Origin of the sequence: Bradyrhizobium algeriense (assembly GCF_003062295.1) — a bacterium.
GTDB lineage: Bacteria > Pseudomonadota > Alphaproteobacteria > Rhizobiales > Xanthobacteraceae > Bradyrhizobium > Bradyrhizobium algeriense.
The window spans coordinates 176,953-196,402 of the sequence record NZ_PYCN01000006.1 but is presented as its reverse complement, the minus strand read 5'-3'; the positions used below and the strand labels follow the sequence as shown (position 1 = coordinate 196,402).

Sequence of the window (19,450 nt, the reverse complement as noted above, 5' to 3'; positions counted from 1 at the left end):
ATATGGCTTCCATGACCGCGGTTCATGGGCAGGCGGGCTCCAGTCATCAACCGCATCAAAGGCGTCAGGTCACAGATTCAATGTCGGCACAGCGTATGACGCTTGAACCACGCAAATCACTACGGTCGCTGCGGCTGGCGGCGGGCCTGATTGCGCTCGCCATTCCCTTGAGCGGATGCGGCACCGGCGCGCTCTGGGACAAGTTCACCGCCAAGGACGACACCTTCAACGAGGAACCGGCGGACAAGCTCTACAATGAGGGCTTGTACCTGATGAACCAGCGCAAGGATAACAAGGCGGCCTCGAAGAAATTCGAGGAAGTCGATCGCCAGCATCCTTATTCCGACTGGGCGCGCAAATCGCTGCTGATGTCGGCCTATTCCTTCTACAATTCCGGCGACTACGACAGCTGCATTGGTGCTGCGACCCGTTACGTCACGCTGCATCCCGGCAGCCCGGATGCTGCTTATGCGCAATATCTGATCGCGGCCTCGCATTACGACCAGATCCCGGACATCTCCCGCGACCAGGGCCGCACCGAAAAGGCGATCGCGGCGCTGGAAGAGGTGATTCGCAAATATCCGACCTCGGAATATGCCAACTCCGCCAAGGCCAAGCTTGAAGGCGCGCGCGACCAGCTCGCCGGCAAGGAATTGGACGTCGGCCGCTATTATTTGGATAAGCGCGACTTCACTCCGGCGATCAACCGTTTCAAGACCGTGGTCACGCGCTATCAGACCACCCGCCACGTCGAGGAAGCGCTCTACCGCCTCACCGAGGCCTATATGGCGATCGGCATCGTCGGCGAGGCGCAGACGGCGGCGGCCGTACTTGGACACAACTTTCCTGACAGCCGCTGGTACAAGGACGCCTATAATCTTGTAAAGTCGGGTGGTCTCGAGCCGAGCGAGAACAAGGGTTCCTATATTTCCAGGGCCTTCAAGAAGATGGGTCTCGGCTAGGAATTTACTTCGCATGCTGGCGCGTCTGTCGATCCGTGACATCGTCCTGATCGAACGGCTCGATATCGAATTCTCCCGTGGCCTCGCGGTGCTGACCGGCGAGACCGGCGCGGGCAAATCCATCCTGCTCGATGCCTTCGCGCTGGCGCTTGGCGGCCGCGGCGATTCGGGCCTGGTTCGCCATGGCGCAGAGCAGGGCCAGGTGACGGCCACTTTCGACGTTCCCAAGGGCCATCCGGCCGCAAGGATCCTGTCCGAGAACGGTCTCGACGATGCGAGTTCTGAAGAATCCTGCGAAATGATTCTGCGCCGCGTGCAGCTCGCCGACGGCCGCACCCGCGCCTTCATCAACGACCAGTCGATCAGCGTGCAGACCCTGAAAGCGGTCGGCGCTGTCCTGGTCGAGATCCACGGCCAGCATGACGAGCGCGCGCTGGTTGACGCCTCGACGCACCGGCAGTTGCTCGATGCCTTTGCCGGGCTGGAGAAAGAGGTCGCGGCGCTGGAAACGCTATGGGAGGCGCGGCGCACCGCGAATCAAGCGCTCGACGCGCATCGCGCCAGCATGGAACGCGCCGCGCGCGAGGCGGACTATCTGCGCCACGCCGCCGACGAGCTGAAGACGTTGAAGCCGAAGGAGGGCGAGGAGACCGCGCTCGCCGGACGCCGCACCATCATGATGCAGGGCGAGAAGATCGCAAGCGACCTGCGCGAGGCGCAGGAGGCGGTCGGCGGCCCCCATTCGCCGGTGCCGGCGCTGGCCGCCGCAGTACGCCGCCTCGAACGCCGCGCCGCCAATTCGCCCGCGCTGGTCGAGCCGGCGGTGAAGGCGATCGATATCGCGATCAACGCGCTGGAAGAGGCCGACCAGCATCTCAGCGCAGCCCTGGTCGCGGCCGATTTCGATCCCGCCGAGCTGGAGCGCATCGAGGAGCGGCTGTTCGCGCTGCGCGCCGCCTCGCGCAAATATTCGACGCCAGTCGACGGGCTCGCGGCGCTCGCCGCCAAATTCGTCGCCGACGTGGCGCTGATCGATGCCGGCGCGGATCAGTTGAAGAAGCTGGAAGCCGCCGCTGCCGAGGCCGACCAGCGCTATGGCGTGGCAGCCGAGAAGCTTTCCGCGGCCCGCAACAAGTCCGCCGAGAAGCTCAACAAGGCAGTCAACGCCGAACTCGCGCCGCTGAAGCTCGAGCGCGCAAAGTTCATGACGCAGGTCGAGACCGATGCGAAGTCACCGGGGCCGCAGGGCATCGATCGCGTCGAGTTCTGGGTGCAGACCAATCCGGGGACAAAACCGGGGCCGCTGATGAAGGTCGCTTCCGGTGGTGAGCTGTCGCGCTTCCTGCTGGCGCTCAAGGTGGTGCTGTCCGACCGCGGCTCGGCGCCCACGCTGGTGTTCGACGAAATCGATACCGGTGTCGGCGGCGCGGTGGCGGACGCGATCGGCGCGCGGCTGTCGCGGCTGGCCGGCCAGGTCCAGGTGATGGCGGTGACGCATGCGCCGCAGGTCGCCGCACGGGCCAGTACGCACCTGCTCATTTCCAAGGATGCGCTCGACAAGGGCAAGCGCGTCGCCACCCGCGTCAACGCGCTCGCCGCCGACCACCGCCGCGAGGAAATCGCCCGCATGCTGGCGGGCGCCGAGATCACGGCGGAGGCGAGGGCGGCGGCGGAGCGGCTGTTGCGCGCGGCGAGCTAGCCGTCATGGCCAAGACAGCAAAAACAAAAAGCCTGACCGACGTTGCCAAGCTCACCAAGGCACAGGCCAAGGTCGAGCACATGCGGCTGGCGCTGGAGCTCGAGGGCCACGACAAGCGCTATTATCAGGAGGACGCGCCCAGCGTCAGCGACGCCGAATATGACGCGCTGCGGCAGCGCTACAACGCCATCGAGAAGCGGTTTCCCGAATTCGTCACGGCGGAATCGCCGTCGCAGAAGGTCGGCGCGGCGCCGTCGGGGCGTTTCAAAAAAGTTCGCCATGCGGTGCCGATGCTGTCGCTCGACAACGCGTTCGCCGAACAGGATGTGCTCGACTTCGTTGGCCGCATCGAGCGCTTTCTCAAGCTCAGCGACGACAAGATCGATTTCTCTGCCGAGCCGAAGATCGACGGGCTCTCGATGTCGCTGCGCTACGAGGGCGGCGAACTCGTTACCGCCGCCACCCGCGGCGACGGTGCGGTAGGCGAGGATGTCACCGCCAATATCCGCACGCTGGAAGATGTGCCGCACAGGCTGAAGGGCCGCAATATCCCTGATATCTGCGAGGTGCGCGGCGAGGTCTATATGACCAAGCACGCTTTTCTGGCGCTGAACGAACGTCAGAAGACCGCGGGCGACACGATCTTCGCCAATCCGCGAAATTCCGCCGCGGGTTCGCTTCGCCAGAAAGATCCTTCGATCACCGCTTCGCGCCCGCTCGGCTTCTTCGCCTATTCCTGGGGCCAGATGAGCGCGATGCCCGAAAAGACTCAAGCCGGCATGATCCACTGGTTCGAGCGCTGCGGCTTCAAGACCAACCCGCTGACAAAGCTCTGCCACTCCGTCGAGCATCTGATCGCATTCCATCGCAAGATCGAGGAGCAGCGCGCCGAGCTCGATTACGACATCGACGGGGTCGTCTACAAGATCGACCGGATCGACTGGCAGGAGCGGCTCGGTTTCGTCTCGCGCACGCCGCGCTGGGCCATTGCGCACAAATTCCCGGCCGAGCGCGCCATGACGGTGCTCAAGGACATCGAAATCCAGGTCGGCCGCACCGGATCGTTCACACCGGTCGGCAAGCTGGAGCCGGTCGGCGTCGGCGGTGTGATCGTGCAGAACGTCACGCTGCACAACGAGGATTACATCAAGGGCATCGGCGGTGACGGCGAGCAGTTGCGCGAGGGGCGCGATATCAGGCGTGGGGACACCGTCGTGATTCAGCGCGCCGGGGACGTCATCCCGCAGGTGGTCGACGTCATCATCGACAAGCGCCCGAACGACTCGAAGCCCTATAAATTTCCAACAAAATGTCCGTGCCCGCTGCACACCGACGTCGTGCGCGAGGAAACGGCAACCGGTGAGGAAGGCTCCCGCGCCCGCTGCACCGGCGAGTTCGCCTGTCCGTTCCAGAAGATCGAGCATCTGAAACTGTTCGTTTCGCGGCGCGCCTTCGACATCGACGGGCTCGGCGAGAAGCAGCTTCAGTACTTCTTCGACGAAGGCTGGGTGAAGGAGCCCGCCGACATCTTCACGCTGCAAAAACGCAACGCCAAGCTGAAGCTGGAGGAGATCGAGGGCTACGGCGAAACCTCGGTGCGCAACCTCTTTACCGCGATTGAGAGCCGCCGCCGCATTGCGCTGGAGCGTTTTATTTATGCACTCGGCATGCGCCATGTCGGGGAAACGACTGCACTTGCTCTGGCGCGCGGCTACGGCTCATGGGACGCATTCCACGATGCCTGCCTCAAGGTCGCCAAGGGGGACGAGGAGACCATCGCCGAGATGGACGCACTCGACCAGATCGGCGACACAGTGATCAAGAGCGTCGCCGCCTATTTCGGCGAGAGCCACAACCGCGGCATCGTCGAGCGGCTGACGAAAGAACTCGAAGAGATCATCGACGCCGAAAAGCCGAAGAGCAATTCGGCGGTTGCGGGCAAGACCGTGGTCTTCACGGGTTCGCTGGAAAAAATGACGCGCGACGAGGCCAAGGCGACGGCCGAACGGCTGGGCGCCAAGGCAGCCGGTTCGGTATCCAAGAAGACGGACTATGTCGTTGCGGGCCCGGGGGCGGGGTCAAAGCTGGCGGAAGCCAAGAAGCACGGCGTGCCGGTGCTGACCGAGGATGAGTGGCTGAAGCTGATCGGGGAGTAGGGTGGTGCGACGCATTCCTGTGTCGTCACATGCGAAAGCGGGTGACCCGGTATTCCAGAGACGGTTGTGACAGATCGAGAAGCCTCGGCGTACTGGATCGCCCGCCCCAGTGCGCAATTGCGCACAAGGCGGACGCCTCCTCCGCTTGCTCAATCAATTCCTCGCACGCGTTCGGCCGTCAGTTGAATTCGAGCCGCTGATATGTCTCCCACGATCGGAAGGGTGAGACCACACGCCCCCTGCGGTCGATGCGTCCCCATTGTCCGCCCTCGTACCAGCTGCGCTCGCCTTCAGAGACATTGCGGTCATAGACAATAGTGCAAGCCGTGCAGACAACAGCAACTCCATCCTTGAATGGATAGGCTCCGTCATAAGTTGCTGCGATCACGAGGTTGAGTTTGCGGTCGATGTATCCAATCTTGCCGCCGACCCGCGACCGCGCGAGACCATCCTCGAAATAGTCCGGGCCGTTGTCCATTGATTCAACCGGCACTGGGATGACGCCACGTCGAACGTAGAACCATTGGGCTTTTCGTTTGTCAGTCCCATTGAACAACAAGACGGAAGCCAGCCCACCTCGGTCATATCGAAGTCGAGCCAAATAGGATCGCTTCAAGCGCGGCCGCCCGTCGGGGCCGGTTGCCGCACACCGCTTGAAAGTGCGCTCGGGCTCCCAGCAATCAAAGACCACAGGCGCAACCGTGTCCTGATCTTTTGCTATGACCGGCCTGGACGAGAGTGCAAGCAGAGCGCCCAGCACAACAATCTTGAGAAAATCGGGCATCATGCACGCTCGTCGCAGGCAGACTGTATCCAGCCGTCATTGCGAGCAAAGCAATCCATTGCGGCATAAAGAAAGTGATGGATTGATTTGCCTGGCTCGCAATGACGAAATGGCGTCGTCGGGTGCGACCAATTGGCACGACGGGCAAATCACCAAAAGCCTGTCCAGTCCCGCGCGCAAAAATATTCTGCTTTCGTTCTCACCCAAATCACCCGCATAACTCCGCCCGTCTCACGGCGGATGAGGGGCGTTGGCCATCGTCACGAACGCGCGGTGGGGTGCGATGGACGCGAGAGCTGCGACTGACGTGTGTGGCTCAAGCGTACGGCGAAGTCGTGTGGTTCTGACGTCGCGGTGCTGGCGTCAAGTTTTACGAGTCACATCGTGGAGCGACGGTGGCAAAAGAGCCGTTCACCGGGGAGAGCTCGATATAAGCCGTAAAGCCATTGCGCAGGGAAGGCCGGAGTGTTTCGCCTGTACCTGTATGCTCGTGTGCGCTTTTGCCATGTGCATTTGCACACGGGACCGCGGGTGCAGCGTGCACCCGGTCTTCCCTGCGCCCTCTGTTCAAGAGGAGGGCAAAGAAGATGCAAACCTCGGGCGCGATGCGTCGCGAGAAGGCGAAACTATATCCACGTCATTGCGAGCGAGGCGAAGCAATCCACCTCTCCGCATGCCGTGTATGAATTACTTTACTTCGCTGCGCTCGCAATGACGGTCGAGGCTGCGATCGTAACCTCACAGCATCCCGCTCTCTTCCTGCTCCGCCTTCGCCATCAATTCCTCGCTGACCACGACCGTTGGCCGCGGCACGAGAAAGAACATCGCCGACGCACACGCGATCGACAGCGCGAAGATCGCCGCCGTCAGCGGCAGCGTCGTGGTGGAGTGGCCGCCGAGATAGGCGCCGAATTGCGAGACCAGCGCGCCGATGCCCTGTTGCAGGAAACCCATCGCGCCCGCCGCGGTGCCGGCGGCCTCGGGCCGCACGCTGATGGCGCCGGCCGCGGCATTGCTCATCACGAAGGCGTTGGCGACCATCACGATCATCTGGGTGCCGAACAGCCAGAGCGGCGCCTGGTTGGTCCCAACGATGCTGAAGATCAGGTTCAGCAGCGCGCCGGCGAATTGCAGCGCCAGCCCGAACCAGATCAGCTTCTCCAGCGAATGGCGCGGCGCGAAGCGGACGCAGAACAGGTTGCCGACCAGATACGCAAATCCGGTGGTCGCGAACCATGCGCCATACTCGGCGGTGGTTCGGCCCATCTGCGTCACCACGATGTAGGGACCGCCGCCGGCAAAGGTGAAGATGATCTGGGAAGCCAGCACCTGGCACAGCACATAGCCGAGAAAGGCGCGGTCGCGCATCAGCTTGCCGACATCGCCGCGGAAGCTGCTGCTCACGCCGCGGTCGCGCCGCGTCTCGGGCAGCGCAACGGCGATCAGCACGGCGACACCGAGTGAAGCCGCGGTGATGGAATAGAAGATCGCGCGCCAGCCGAACGCGGTCTCCAGCAGGCCGCCGGCGAGCGCACTCAGCATCTGCGCCACCATCATCACCCCGATGACGAGGCTGATCATGGAGCTGATGCGGTCGCGGCTGTAGAGATCACGGACGATGGCGCGGCTCACCACCATGCCGGTGGCGCCGCCGAGCGCCTGCAGGAATCGCGCGGCGATCAACTGCGGCAGCGTCTGCGCCAGCGAGCAGCCGATGCTGGCCGCCACCATCAGGGCAAGGCCCGCGAGCAGCACCGGACGGCGGCCGTACTTGTCCGACAACGGCCCCATGACGAGCTGCGAGCAGGCGATGCCGACCATGAACAGCGACACCGTCATCTGCGCGATCGAGATGTCGCTGCCGAACATCGTCGCCAGCACGGGCAGCGCCGGCACCAGCATGTAAAGCGAGATCGGCGCGACACCGGTCATGGCGACCAGCATCAGCAGCATGATTTTTGAGGTCGCGACGGCATTCGCCGCCGCGCCGGGCGGTTTGCCCACGACGCCGTGCATTCAGTCCGATCCTGCTGTTGAAGATTCTGTTGGTTGAATCAGACTGTAGCGCGATGGCTCATGGCGGATACGGATGTTTCAGCATGCGGCCATGCCCTTGTCGCATCCGTCATTTGCGGGGTGCGTCTTCGTGCGCCGAAATGACGATTAAAGCGGCAGCATCGCCGCCGTCGCCTCATCGAGCCACAGCTTCGTGGCGTTGTCGTCGAGATGCGGGCGCACCGCGCGATTGACGCGCTCATGGTAATCGTTCAGCCATTTCAGCTCTGTCGGGCTGAGCATGTTCACGTCGATCAGGCGGCGGTCGATCGGCGCCAGCGTCAGCGTCTCGAACGCATTCACCGGCTTGTCGGCACCTGGCACGTCGGTGCCGATGACGAGTTCGAGGTTCTCGATCCGGATGCCATAGGCGTCGGTCTTGTAATAGCCGGGCTCGTTGGAAAGGATCATGCCGCGCTTCAGCGGCGTGGTGCCGAGTTTTGAAATCCGCGCCGGGCCTTCGTGCACCGAGAGATAGCTGCCGACGCCATGGCCGGTGCCGTGCTCGAAATCGAGGCCGGCCTGCCACAGGAATTGCCGCGCAAAGGAATCGAGCTGCGCGCCAGTGGTGCCGTCGGGAAACACCGCGCGCGCAATCGCGATGTGGCCACGCAGCACGCGGGTGAAGCGGTCGCGCATTTCGTCGGTGGGATTGCCGATCGCGATCGTGCGGGTGACGTCGGTGGTGCCGTCTTCATATTGCGCGCCGGAATCGATCAGCAGGAGATCGCCGGGCGAAATCCGCCGGTTGCTCTTGCGGGTGACGCGGTAATGCACGATCGCGCCGTTCGGCCCGGTCCCGGCGATGGTCGGAAACGAAACATCCTTCAGCGCGCAGGTCTGGCGCCGAAAGGTTTCCAGCGCCTCGACGGTGTCGATCTCCGTCAGCGCGCCGGATGGCGCCTCGCGGTCGATCCAGGCGAGGAAGCGTGTCAGCGCCACCGCGTCGCGCTGGTGCGCGGTCCGCGTGCCCTCGATTTCGGTGCTGTTCTTCACCGCCTTCAGCAGGCTCACCGGATCGTTGCCGCTCACCGGTTTTCCGCCGGCGCCCGCGATCAGGCGGCTGAGCGCATCGGCGGCCGTGGCGCTGTCGAGGGCGATCGCGGCGCCGCTGCGCGCGAGTTCGGTCAGATCGGGCACCAGCGCGTCGGGATCCCGGACGTCGGCTGATTGTTCGAGATGGTCGCGCGTCAGGTTGGAAAGCTTGCGGTGGTCGATGAAGATGGTGGGGCGGCCGTCCTTCGGCACCAGCGCGTAGGACAAAGGCAGCGGCGTGTGCGAGACGTCGGCGCCGCGGATGTTGAAGGTCCAGGCCACCGCGTGGCTATCAGACAGAACCAGCGCCTCGGCCCCGAGCTTGCTGATCTCAAGCCGGATCCGCCTGAGTTTTTCGGCTTCGATCTCGCCGGAAAACTGCACGCCATGAACGGAAACGGGGCCGAGCGGCGGCGCCGGGCGCTCGGTCCACACCTGGTCCAGCGGGTTGCTGTCGACCGCGATCAGCTCCGCGCCCGCCTTGGTACAGGCGGCGGTCAGCCGCTCGGCTGCCGCGGAAGTGTGCAGCCACGGGTCAAAACCGAGGCGATCGCCGGCCGCAAGGTGCTTGGTCAGCCAATGTTCCGGCGGCGGATCGGCCAGCGGCTCGATATGCCAGGCCTTGCGGTCGACCTGTTTGGCGGCCTGCAGCGTATAGCGGCCATCGACGAAAACGACGGCCTCGCGCGTCAGGACGATCGCTATGCCGGCCGAACCGGTGAAGCCGGTGAGCCAGGCCAGCCGCTCTTCGGAGGCTGCGACATACTCGTTTTGCTGCTGATCGGCGCGCGGAATGACGAATCCCGTCAGCTTTCGCCGTGCAAGCTCCTCGCGAAAGCGGGCCAGCCGTGCGGTCAGCGCCACGCCGCCTTCGGGTTCTTCGAATGTCTGGAAATGGGCTTCGAACATCGCCTTGTCACTTTAGGGTTCGGTGGAGCGGTCCGCAATGCAGCGGGGCTGGCCACAATTTGGCATAATCCGTGCTTCATTATATCCGTCCGCGTCAGTCGGATGGAACGGTTTTGCGGTGCTGTTCGGCTCAGGATACCGGGAGGTCCGAGGAGTGTTTCAACTCAACGAAGAGGGGATACACCATGCCTGCTTTCACGTTCGAGAAGATTTCGCCGCCGGCCGACCGCGGCCCGGTTCCGCCGGTGGCTAACAAGAAACAGCGCGGCGTTATCGTCCAGATGCTGGACCGGTTCGCGGAAGCGCGGGTCAAACGGACGTTGAAGGCAGAGAAGGGCGCGATCGCCCGCAACCCGCGCAAAGCACCCGAGTAGAGTTTTCAATTCACCTTGCGCAACAACAGGCTGCTCCAGCCTTCGATACGCAGGTGCCGTAGCGGCACCAGCCCACGGGCGCGATAGGCGGCGATGACCGCGGGCGCCTGATGCGTCAGCAGGCCCGACAGAATGACCAGCGCCGATGGCGCCAGATGTCGCGTCATGGGCGCTGCCAGTTGCCGCAACGGATTGGCAAGAATATTCGCCAGCACCAGGTCGAACGGCGCGGCATCAGCAAATTGCGGCGCCGCGAAGCCGGTGGCACGGATCGCCTGCACCAGATGCCCTGACACGTTCAGCCGCGCGTTTTCGCGGGCCACCTGCACCGAGGGCTGATCGATGTCGCTCGCCAGCACCTTGTCGTGCAGCGCCTTGGCGGCGGCGATCGCCAGCACGCCGGTGCCAGTGCCGAGATCGAGCACGCGGCGTGGACGCCAGGCTTTCAGGACATGATCGAGCAGCAGCAGGCAGCCGCGCGTGGTGCCGTGGTGGCCGGTGCCGAACGCCAGCGCCGCCTCGATTTCGATGCCGATCTTGTTGGGCGCGATCCGCTCGCGGTCATGCTGGCCGTGGACGATGAAGCGTCCGGCCGGCACGGGAACGAGGTCTTCGAGGCTGGCCTTGACCCAATCCTTGGCCTCGACCATGTCGAAGGCGATGCCCTCGGCGATATCAGCGCCTGCGGCATTGGCCACGAGTTCGCGCACCAGCGGCTGATCGGGCGGCTCGGCGAAATGCACCGTGACGTCCCATCGGCCATCCGGCCGTTCGAACGCGGCGATCGCGGCCTGGCCCTCAAAAAAAACTTCGGTCAGGGCATCGACGACGCTCTTGGCTGCGTGCTCGTCACCGATGGCAAAGCTGACGCGATACGTAGCGGGAGGGGAAGTCATGGAAGAACCTGGGAGAAGGCGAGAGGGCGCGATTGGAGGAAGCGGTGTTTCGTTCAAATTTGAACAAATTTCATGTCGCAATATCCCGAAAAGTTGGGTTCCGGTTGTTAGGCCAACATTAGATGAATCCCCATAGGTTCCCAGCTAGGAACTACGGGGGGCACCCTGGTTCCAGAAACATACACTTAGGTCGGAACCAGCCATGAAATCGATCGTCAAGTCATTCTTCAAGGATGAATCAGGAGCCACGGCCATCGAGTATGGCCTGATTGCAGCCGGAATCTCGATTGCGATCATCACCGCCGTGAACGGTCTCGGCGGCAAGCTCAGCACGAACTTCAATACCATCAGCACCTCACTGAAGTAACCACCCTTTTCGGGGGCATTTCGAGACCGGGCGCGCCAAGCGCCCGGTCTCTTTCTTTTTGGACCAGCGTTGCTGCGGTGAAATATCCACCTTCTATCCACAGCCGGCAGGGGCCTTGCTGATAACGTTATGCGCGATAGGTCCCGGCTCTTTCCACAGCCGCTGCGGCGAGTTTTCGACAATCAATCCACAGGCTTTTCCCATCATTACCCACCGGCTTTGCACATTGTCTGCAGCCGGCCCGCCCTCGCAAGTCGAAGGCAAATCGCGGGACTTGGTTAAAATCCCGTTCAGGGCAATTCGGACCGGCGGCCCGACGCCGGTCTTAGGCGTTGCGCCTTGTGCGTTCCATCTATCCGAACAGTGCGCGGTGATCGCCCAGGATTGTCCGCGCGGCGTTGTGGCCGGGGGCGCCGGTGACGCCGCCGCCGGGGTGGGCGCCTGAGCCGCAATGGTAAAGCCCCTTCAGCGGCCCGCGATAGTCGGCATGGCCCAGCATCGGCCGCGCCGAGAACAATTGATTGAGCGTCAAGGCGCCATGGAAGATGTCGCCGCCGAGCAGGCCGAACTGCCGCTCGAGATCGAGCGGCGACAGCACCTGGCGGCCGATTACGCTTGTCCCAAAGCCTGGCGCGAATTTATCCACCGTCGCGATCATGAGGTCGGCGACCTCCTCGCGATGGTCGTCCCACGATTTTCCATCCGGCAATTCCGGCGCGACATGCTGGCAGAACAGGCTCGCGACATGCCGGCCTTCCGGCGCGAGCGAGGAGTCGAGTGTCGAGGGGATCAGCACTTCCACCACGGGCTCGCGACTCCAGCCGTAGCTGCGCGCATCCTGCCAGGCGCGATCCATGTAGCCTAAGCTCGGCGCGAGGATGATGCCGGCGGTGAGATGGTCGCCGGGGCCGGGCAATGCGGTGAAGGAGGGCAGGGCGCTCAACGCGACGTTCATCCGAAAAGTGCCGGAGGCGTTGCGCCAGCGCGAGATCCGTTCGAGGAATTCCGGCGCCAGCGCGCCCGACGGCACGAGCCGCGTATACAGCAATTTCGGATTGACGCCGGAGACGACGTATTTCGCGCGGATCGTCTGGCCATTGTCGAGGATGACGCCCGCGGCGCGGTCGCCTTCGACGATCACCTCGCGCACGCCGGCCTCGGTTTCGATTTCGGCGCCATGCCCGCGCGCCGCGCGCGCCATCGCTTGCGTGATCGCGCCCATGCCGCCGATCGCGTGGCCCCACACGCCCTTCTTGCCGTTCACCTCGCCGAACGCATGGTGCAGCATAACGTAGGCCGAGCCGGCGGCGTAGGGACTTGCGTAATTGCCGACGATGGCGTCGAAGCCGAACAGCGCCTTCACCAGGTCGTTCTCGAAACGCTCGTCCAGCATCTCGCCGGCCGAGCGCGTGAACAGGTCGAGCAGATTGCGCTGCTGCTCCAGTGAAAGCTTGCGCAGGATGCCGGCGGTGCCTACCGCATTGAAGGCTTCCCGGATCGCGCCGATCCCAAATCCCTCGACGATGTTCGGCGGCGCGCGCAGCACGAATTGCCGCAGCACGTCGGCGATGGCCTCCAGCTCGCGCGAGAAGGCATCAATAGCGGCCGCATCGTGCTGGCTGAGTTTCTCGACCGATTGCCTTGTGCGGCCCTCGCCGGTCAGGAGATAGCTACCGTCGGGCGCGGGCAGAAAATTTTGCGCACGGCGCTCGACGATGCGCAGGCCGTGATCGGCGAGCTTCAGGTCGGCCATGATCTGCGGGTTGAGCAGGCTGACAGTATAGGCGGCCACCGAGTTGCGGAAGCCGGGGTGGAATTCCTCGGTCACCGCGGCGCCGCCGACCGCCTTGCGGCGCTCGACCACCTTTACGCGAAGGCCGGCCATCGCGAGATAGGCGGCGCAGGTGAGGCCGTTATGCCCCGCCCCAATGATGACAACGTCGGTCTCGTTCATGCCAGCTTCAGCTTCAAAAAGGTTTGATCGGGATGGGCGCGGCGCGCCTATCCGTGCTTTCTTATCCCGCATTGCTCGCCGTGTCGCCCTATGCTCCATTGCGGCCCTCCGGCGGCCCTGCCGGGCATCCCGCCACCGGCGCCCGCCGGTTTCCAGCCGGAGTTTTGATGACTTCTCCCGATCTGTCCGTTTCAGCGGACCAGCCTTCCGAAAGCCGGAACCGGCTGGTCCTGGTCGTCTACACCGCCGCGATCTTCGTCAGCGCGCTGCTGCTGTTTTCGGTGCAGCCATTATTCACCAAGATGGTGCTGCCGCGGCTCGGCGGCTCGCCGGCGGTGTGGTCGGTGGCGATGGTGTTCTTCCAGTCGCTGCTGCTCGGCGGCTATGCCTATGCGCATTTTCTGATGCAGGCCCGCAACCGAACGATTCCCGTGGCGGTCCATCTGCTGCTGCTCGCTTGTGCGATGCTGACGCTGCCGCTGTCGATTTCGAGCGGATGGGGCGATCCGCCGACGTCAGGCTATGCGCCTTGGCTGCTCGGCCTGTTTGCGGTGTCGATCGGGTTGCCGTTCTTTGCGCTCGCGGCCAACAATCCGCTGCTGCAGGCCTGGTTCGTCCGCACCGGCCACCCCAACGGCCCCGACCCGTACTTCCTCTACGCTTCCTCGAATATCGGCAGCTTTCTGGCGCTATTGTCCTATCCGGTGCTGCTGGAGCCGATGTTCACGCTGCGCACGCAAAACCTGATCTGGACCGGCGGCTATGGCCTGCTGATCGTGCTGATCGCAAGCTGCGGCATGTTGCTGCTGCGCTCGCCGGCGAAGGCGGCCGAACTGAACATGCCGGCCGGCGATAGCGCCGCGACGGCGCCGCCATGGATCTTGCGCGCGCGCTGGATATTCCTCGCCGCCGTACCGTCGGGGCTGCTGATCGCGGTGACCGCGCATATTTCCACCGACGTCGCCGCCGCGCCCTTACTGTGGGTGCTGCCGCTGTCGCTCTATCTCCTGACATGGGTGCTGGTGTTCCAGTCGCGGCCATTGCTTCCTCATAAATGGATGCTGCTGGCGCAACCGCTGGCAATTGCGGGCGTCGTGGTGCTGCTTGCGTTTGGCGGCGAACAGAACCTGCTGCTGACGCTTGGTGGCCATCAGCTCTGCTTCTTCGTCATCGCGATGGCCTGCCACGGCGAACTGGCGCGCACCCGCCCGGCGGCGAGATATCTCACCGGTTTCTATGTCGCGCTGTCGTTCGGCGGCATGGTCGGCGGATTGTTCGCCGGCCTGATCGCGCCGTTCACGTTCTCATGGGTTGCGGAATATCCGATCCTGCTGGCGCTGGCGGCGCTGTGCCGTCCGACCGGTAATGAGCGGTTACCGCGCTGGAGCCACTGGTACTGGCCGTTCCTCGCCGCGTTGGCGGTGGCGCTGATCGCACCGACCTGGTCGACCGGCAAACTGTTCACTTGGCTCGACACCAACAGGGTCTGGGTGATCGGCGCGGTCGGCGTGCTCTCGGCGCTGCTGGCGCTTGCGCTCAACGCCAACCGCTGGAAGATATTTGCGACCGTCGCTGTGGCGCTGGTGCTGCTGCGCGCTTATCCCTCCGACGAAGGACGGGTGGAGACCGTGCGCAGCTTCTTCGGCGTCCACAAGATCGTGGTGACGCCGAACGGCCAGTATCACGTGCTGATGCACGGCACGACGATTCATGGCGCCGAGAAATTCAAGAACGACGACGGCACGCCGGTCACCGGCCAGCCGGAGCCGATCACCTACTACCACAAGGACGGCGGCATCGGTCAGGCGATTACCGCGATCCGCGAGCGCAAGGGCGCGCCGCTGCGGGTCGCGGTGATCGGGCTCGGCTCCGGCACGCTTGTGTGTGCTTCGGAGCCCGGCGAGGACTGGAAGTTCTTTGAGATCGACCAGTCAATGGTCGATACCGCGCGCGACCCGAAGTATTTCACCTACATCCAGGTCTGTGAGCCGAATCTCGAACCCGTGATCGGCGATGCGCGGCTGACTTTCGCGCGCGAGCCCGATGGCGTCTACGATCTGATCATCGTCGACGCCTATTCCTCGGATGCGATCCCGATTCATCTGGCGACCGAAGAGGCGATGGAAATCTACAAGTCCAAGCTGGCGCCGCAGGGGGCTGTGGTGATGCATGTCTCCAACCGGCATCTGGAACTGTCGAGCGTCGTCGTCGGCATCGCCGACGCCAACGACTTGAAGAGCTGGGTCTACAGCGAGGATTCCGGCCGCGACAATGAATACATCTTCTCGACCTCGGTCGTGGTCTCGGCGCGCGAAGAGGCCGACGTCGGCAAGCTGGCGTCGTCGGATAAATGGACGCTGACCGAGGCGGAGGATCACCAGCGGGTCTGGACCGACGATTATTCCAACGTGCTGGGCGCGGTATGGCGACGGCTCAGGAATGGTGAGGAATAGACGGGTTGCGGTCAGGCAAGGCACGCCTATGATTGAGCGGGCCCAACCAATGGAAATCCGTCATGGCTAATTTCACTCCCGTATCGGCCGCGATCGGCGGTGTGCTGATCGGGCTTTCCGCTGTCCTGCTGATGTTGTCGACCGGCCGGATCGCAGGAATCAGCGGCATCTTCAGTGGCCTGTTGAATTTGCGCGGGGAGGACAAGGGCTGGCGCATCGCCTTCGTCGCCGGGCTCATTCTCGCGCCCATCCTCGCCGGCCTGATTGGTTACGGCATGGCGCAGCCGAAATTGCCATCGAGTTGGGCCGTCATTATCGCAGCAGGACTGCTGGTCGGATTCGGCACCCGGCTTGGCGGCGGCTGCACCTCCGGCCACGGCATTTGCGGAATAGCCCGGCTGTCGCCGCGCTCCATCGCGGCCACCGTCGTCTTCATGGTGACGGCGGTCATTACGGTCGCGGTCACCCACCATGTGTTGGGAGGTTGAGCCATGTGGATCATCGCTCCCCTGCTGTGCGGCCTGATCTTCGGCGCGGGCCTGCTGATTTCAGGCATGGTGCAGCCGACCAAGGTTTTTGGCTTTCTGGATATCTTCGGCGCGTGGGATCCGAGCCTCGCGGTGGTGATGGCTGCGGCGCTCGCGGTATCGGTGCCGGGCTTTATGCTGGCCAATCGCCATTCGCGGCCGTGGTTTACCGGGCAATACTTCCTGCCGGGAAAATCGGGGATCGACTTGCCGCTGGTGGCGGGTACCGCACTGTTCGGAATCGGGTGGGGCCTTGTCGGCTTGTGCCCGGGACCGGCGCTGGAAAGCCTTGCGATCCTGTCGCCCGGGATCATCGTCTTTGTCGTCGCAATGGCCGCCGGGATGATTGCGCACGACGCCTGGCAACAGGCGCGGTTGACGGCGCACCGCGACCGCATGCTGGCGAGCGCGACGGACGGTTAGAATCGCGGCCGCGGATAACGCCGCGGCCGCGAAAAATTCGCCCAGCTATTCCTGATAGGTGAACAGTCCGCGCGGCTGATACGACTGCCGCGGCTGATAGTAGTAGCCCTGCGGCGCCGGCGCGTAGCCGCGGTTGCCGTAATATTGCTGCTGCTGCTGATAGGCTTGGGTGTCGTAAGCGCGGCGGCCGGGCGCGGGGTAGCGGGCTTCGTTGGAAGAGCCGTCGGCGGGATAGATATAGCCATCGTCGGCTCGCGCCTGCGCCTGCGGTGCCACGCGCTGCTGCGGCGGCGTGATCACGACGGGATCGCCGGCGGAGTCGTATTGCTGTTCATATTGCGGCAGCGGGGCGCGGCGGGCGACGGCGGTGTTGCCGCGCGGTCGCGGATTGCGCGCCAGCGCGACCTGCGACGAGCCGCTCAGCGTTACCGTGGTGTTGAGCACGCCTTGCTCCTTGACCAGCGCGAAGAGTTTTGCGGCATTCTCGCGCGACAGCCGCACACAGCCATGCGACGCCGGGCTGCCGAGGCGGTTGACGGAGTCCGTGCCGTGGATGGCATGGCCGATCTTCGTGAAGAAGATCGAGTGCGGCATCGGCGCCTCGTCGAATTCCTTGGAGTAGTGGTCCTCTTCCATCCGGAAGGCGCGGAAGCTGCCGCTCGGCGTCTCGTAGGACGGAAGGCCTGATGATACCGGCCACGTGTAACGCTCGACGCCGTCGACGGCGACGGTCATCTGCTGGTTATCCTTATCGACGGTGATGGAGACTTTGGCTTGGGCTGCGCCCGAGGCAAACAGCGTCAGCGCGGCGACAGCAATGAGGAAGGAACGCATTTTACCTTTGGCCTCCCAGGCCCCTGTACTAAACGCCGGCTCTCCGTCCCACGGCATCGACTATGCCCGGAAACCGGTACTGGTTCCAGTGGCCTGCGCCGCAATCGTTAACGCCCGCGGCGGCGCAAACAAGGCAGCAGGACGGCGCAGGCGGGCTGTGGCGCTGACTTTTTCGCGAGTGGCGGATGGAGGAGCCGTAGCCCGGATGGAGCGAAGCGAAATCCGGGGACTTCGCCCGATCGCGAGAATCCCGGATTGCGCTTCGCTCCATCCGGGCTACGAGGCTGGGGTCAGTTCTTCAGCCGGTATCCCGTTTTGAAAATCCACCACACCAGGGCCGTGCAGATGGCGAGGAAGCCGAGCGTCATGCCAAGGCTCAGGGCTACGCTGACGTCGGCGATCTCGTAAAAACTCCAGCGGAAGCCCGAGATCAGATAGACCACGGGATTGAGCAGCGTGATGGTGCGCCAGCCCGAGGGCAGCATGTTCACCGAGTAGAAGCTGCCGCCGAGAAAGGTCAGCGGCGTCACCACCAGCATCGGGATCATCTGCAGCTTTTCAAAACCGTCGGCCCAGATGCCGATGATGAAGCCGAACAGGCTGAACGTCACCGCCGTCAGCACCAGGAAGGTCAGCATCCACCAGGGATGCATGATGTGCAGCGGCACGAACAGCGCCGCGGTGGCTAGGATGATCAGGCCGAGGATGATCGATTTGGTCGCCGCCGCCCCGACATAGCCGATCACGATCTCGTAATAGGAAACCGGCGCCGACAATATTTCATAGATGGTGCCGACGAATTTAGGAAAATAGATTCCGAAAGAAGCGTTGGCGATGCTCTGCGTCAGGACCGACAGCATCACCAGCCCCGGCACGATGAAAGTGCCATAGCTGACGCCCTCGACCTCGGTGATGCGGGAGCCGATCGCTGCGCCGAACACCACGAAATAGAGCGAGGTGGAGACCACCGGCGAGACAATGCTCTGCAGCAACGTGCGCCAGGTGCGGGCCATTTCGAACAAATAGATGGCGCGGATCGCACGATAATTCATGGCGCCCTCACCAGGCTGACGAAGATGTCTTCCAGCGACGACTGCCTTGTGTCGAGGTCCGAGATGCGGATACCCGCGCTGCGGAGGTCGCCGAGCAAGCTGGTGATGCCGGTGCGGTCGCCCTTGGTGTCGTAGTCATAGATCACGGCGTGGCCGTCGTCGCACAGTTCGAGATTGTAGGCGGCGAGCGAGGCGGGGATCGCATCGATCTTGCCTTGCAAATGCACTTTCAATTCCTTCTTGCCGAGCTTCTGCATCAGCCCGGCCTTGTCCTCGACCAGGATGATCTCGCCCTTGTTGATGACGCCGATGCGGTCGGCCATCTCCTCAGCTTCCTGGATGTAATGCGTGGTCAGGATGATGGTGACGCCGGAGGCTTGGAGCGCGCGCACCACATCCCACATGCCCTTGCGCAGTTCGACGTCGACGCCCGCGGTCGGCTCGTCCAGGAAAAGAATCTGCGGCTCGTGCGACAGCGCTTTTGCGATCATCACGCGGCGCTTCATGCCGCCGGACAGCGTGATGATCTTGGAATCCTTCTTGTCCCACAGCGACAGGTCCTTCAGCACCTTTTCGATATGGGCCGGATTCTTGGGCTTGCCGAACAGGCCGCGGCTGAAGCTGACGGTCGCCCATACGGTTTCAAAGGAATCGGTATGCAGTTCCTGCGGCACCAGCCCGATCAGCGACCGCGCTGCGCGATAATCCCGGTTGATGTCATAGCCGCCGACGGTGACGCGGCCTTCGCTCAGATTGGCGATGCCGCAGACGATGCTGATCAGCGTGGTCTTGCCGGCGCCGTTCGGCCCGAGCAGCGCGAAGATCTCGCCGCGCTTTATGTCCAGATTGATGCCGTTCAGCGCCTTGAAACCGGAGCCGTAGGTCTTTGAAAGATTTGAGACGGATATGATGGGGGGCATCGCGAGCATGGCAGTCTGAAACGGAAATGGGCGAACGACACAGCGGCGCC

The 19,450-nt window shown here is 63.5% G+C and carries 16 protein-coding genes; 8 read left to right on the top strand and 8 right to left on the bottom strand.

Translation table 11 applies throughout. From position 1 onward, the window contains the following. The first annotated feature begins 80 nt into the window (after nt 1-80). From C7G61_RS15335 to ligA, 3 genes are read left to right on the top strand one after another with little or no spacing between them, the layout of a single operon-like run. Entirely contained in the window at nt 81-962 is an 882-nt protein-coding gene (locus C7G61_RS15335) for an outer membrane protein assembly factor BamD (protein ID WP_108515724.1), read from the top strand. Nucleotides 963-975: 13 nt separating this feature from the next. Beyond that, entirely contained in the window at nt 976-2,661 is a 1,686-nt protein-coding gene (gene recN / locus C7G61_RS15330) for a DNA repair protein RecN (RefSeq protein WP_108515480.1), read from the top strand. Between the two features lie 5 nt (nt 2,662-2,666). Beyond that, complete coding sequence (gene ligA, locus C7G61_RS15325) at nt 2,667-4,817, top strand: NAD-dependent DNA ligase LigA (protein WP_108515478.1); 2,151 nt, start codon at nt 2,667-2,669, stop codon at nt 4,815-4,817. A 178-nt stretch (nt 4,818-4,995) separates the two neighbouring features. On the opposite strand, the gene C7G61_RS15320 is transcribed toward ligA, so the two are convergent. The 3 genes from C7G61_RS15320 to C7G61_RS15310 all read right to left on the bottom strand — a co-directional run bounded on the left by C7G61_RS15320 (nt 4,996) and on the right by C7G61_RS15310 (nt 9,600). Continuing rightward, nucleotides 4,996-5,601, bottom strand: a complete 606-nt coding sequence (locus C7G61_RS15320; protein ID WP_108515722.1) for a WG repeat-containing protein — start codon at nt 5,599-5,601, stop codon at nt 4,996-4,998. A 738-nt stretch (nt 5,602-6,339) separates the two neighbouring features. Then, nucleotides 6,340-7,617 carry a multidrug effflux MFS transporter gene (locus C7G61_RS15315; RefSeq protein WP_108515476.1) on the bottom strand — a complete coding sequence of 426 codons (1,278 nt, stop codon included), beginning with the start codon at nt 7,615-7,617 and terminating at the stop codon, nt 6,340-6,342. 147 nt (nt 7,618-7,764) lie between these two features. Then, a complete protein-coding gene (locus tag C7G61_RS15310) occupies nt 7,765-9,600 on the bottom strand; it encodes an aminopeptidase P family protein (RefSeq protein WP_108515473.1) in 1,836 nt (611 codons plus the stop codon). A gap of 185 nt (nt 9,601-9,785) precedes the next feature. Between C7G61_RS15310 and C7G61_RS15305 the strand changes: the two genes are divergently transcribed. Next, nucleotides 9,786-9,974 carry a hypothetical protein gene (locus C7G61_RS15305; RefSeq protein WP_108515471.1) on the top strand — a complete coding sequence of 63 codons (189 nt, stop codon included), beginning with the start codon at nt 9,786-9,788 and terminating at the stop codon, nt 9,972-9,974. Nucleotides 9,975-9,979: 5 nt separating this feature from the next. Here the strand turns inward: C7G61_RS15305 and C7G61_RS15300 are convergent, their stop codons facing one another. After that, nucleotides 9,980-10,870, bottom strand: coding sequence for a 50S ribosomal protein L11 methyltransferase (locus C7G61_RS15300; protein ID WP_108515469.1), 891 nt, complete (start codon nt 10,868-10,870; stop codon nt 9,980-9,982). 202 nt (nt 10,871-11,072) lie between these two features. On the opposite strand from C7G61_RS15300, the gene C7G61_RS15295 reads away from it, so the two are divergent. Beyond that, nucleotides 11,073-11,237, top strand: a complete 165-nt coding sequence (locus tag C7G61_RS15295) for a Flp family type IVb pilin (protein WP_108515467.1) — start codon at nt 11,073-11,075, stop codon at nt 11,235-11,237. A 352-nt stretch (nt 11,238-11,589) separates the two neighbouring features. On the opposite strand, the gene C7G61_RS15290 is transcribed toward C7G61_RS15295, so the two are convergent. Further along, the gene (locus C7G61_RS15290) at nt 11,590-13,191 is read right to left on the bottom strand and encodes a phytoene desaturase family protein (RefSeq protein ID WP_108515465.1); all 1,602 of its coding nucleotides are present in this window, start codon (nt 13,189-13,191) and stop codon (nt 11,590-11,592) included. A 167-nt stretch (nt 13,192-13,358) separates the two neighbouring features. On the opposite strand from C7G61_RS15290, the gene C7G61_RS15285 reads away from it, so the two are divergent. The 3 genes from C7G61_RS15285 (at nt 13,359) to C7G61_RS15275 (ending at nt 16,594) form a co-directional block, all read left to right on the top strand. Continuing rightward, nucleotides 13,359-15,644: a spermidine synthase gene (locus tag C7G61_RS15285; RefSeq protein ID WP_108515463.1), complete on the top strand. Its 2,286-nt coding sequence runs from the start codon at nt 13,359-13,361 to the stop codon at nt 15,642-15,644. A gap of 62 nt (nt 15,645-15,706) precedes the next feature. After that, the gene (locus C7G61_RS15280; RefSeq protein WP_108515460.1) at nt 15,707-16,132 is read left to right on the top strand and encodes a YeeE/YedE family protein; all 426 of its coding nucleotides are present in this window, start codon (nt 15,707-15,709) and stop codon (nt 16,130-16,132) included. A 3-nt stretch (nt 16,133-16,135) separates the two neighbouring features. Further along, complete coding sequence (locus C7G61_RS15275; RefSeq protein ID WP_108515458.1) at nt 16,136-16,594, top strand: DUF6691 family protein; 459 nt, start codon at nt 16,136-16,138, stop codon at nt 16,592-16,594. Between the two features lie 45 nt (nt 16,595-16,639). Here C7G61_RS15275 and C7G61_RS15270 read toward each other — a convergent pair whose 3' ends face one another. The 3 genes from C7G61_RS15270 to C7G61_RS15260 all read right to left on the bottom strand — a co-directional run bounded on the left by C7G61_RS15270 (nt 16,640) and on the right by C7G61_RS15260 (nt 19,400). Next, entirely contained in the window at nt 16,640-17,428 is a 789-nt protein-coding gene (locus tag C7G61_RS15270; RefSeq protein WP_108515456.1) for a L,D-transpeptidase, read from the bottom strand. 290 nt (nt 17,429-17,718) lie between these two features. Further along, a complete protein-coding gene (locus tag C7G61_RS15265) occupies nt 17,719-18,480 on the bottom strand; it encodes an ABC transporter permease (RefSeq protein WP_108515454.1) in 762 nt (253 codons plus the stop codon). Next, nucleotides 18,477-19,400, bottom strand: coding sequence for an ABC transporter ATP-binding protein (locus C7G61_RS15260; RefSeq protein WP_108515720.1), 924 nt, complete (start codon nt 19,398-19,400; stop codon nt 18,477-18,479). The genes C7G61_RS15265 and C7G61_RS15260 overlap by 4 nt, the downstream gene beginning before the upstream one ends. Nucleotides 19,401-19,450: the final 50 nt, after the last annotated feature.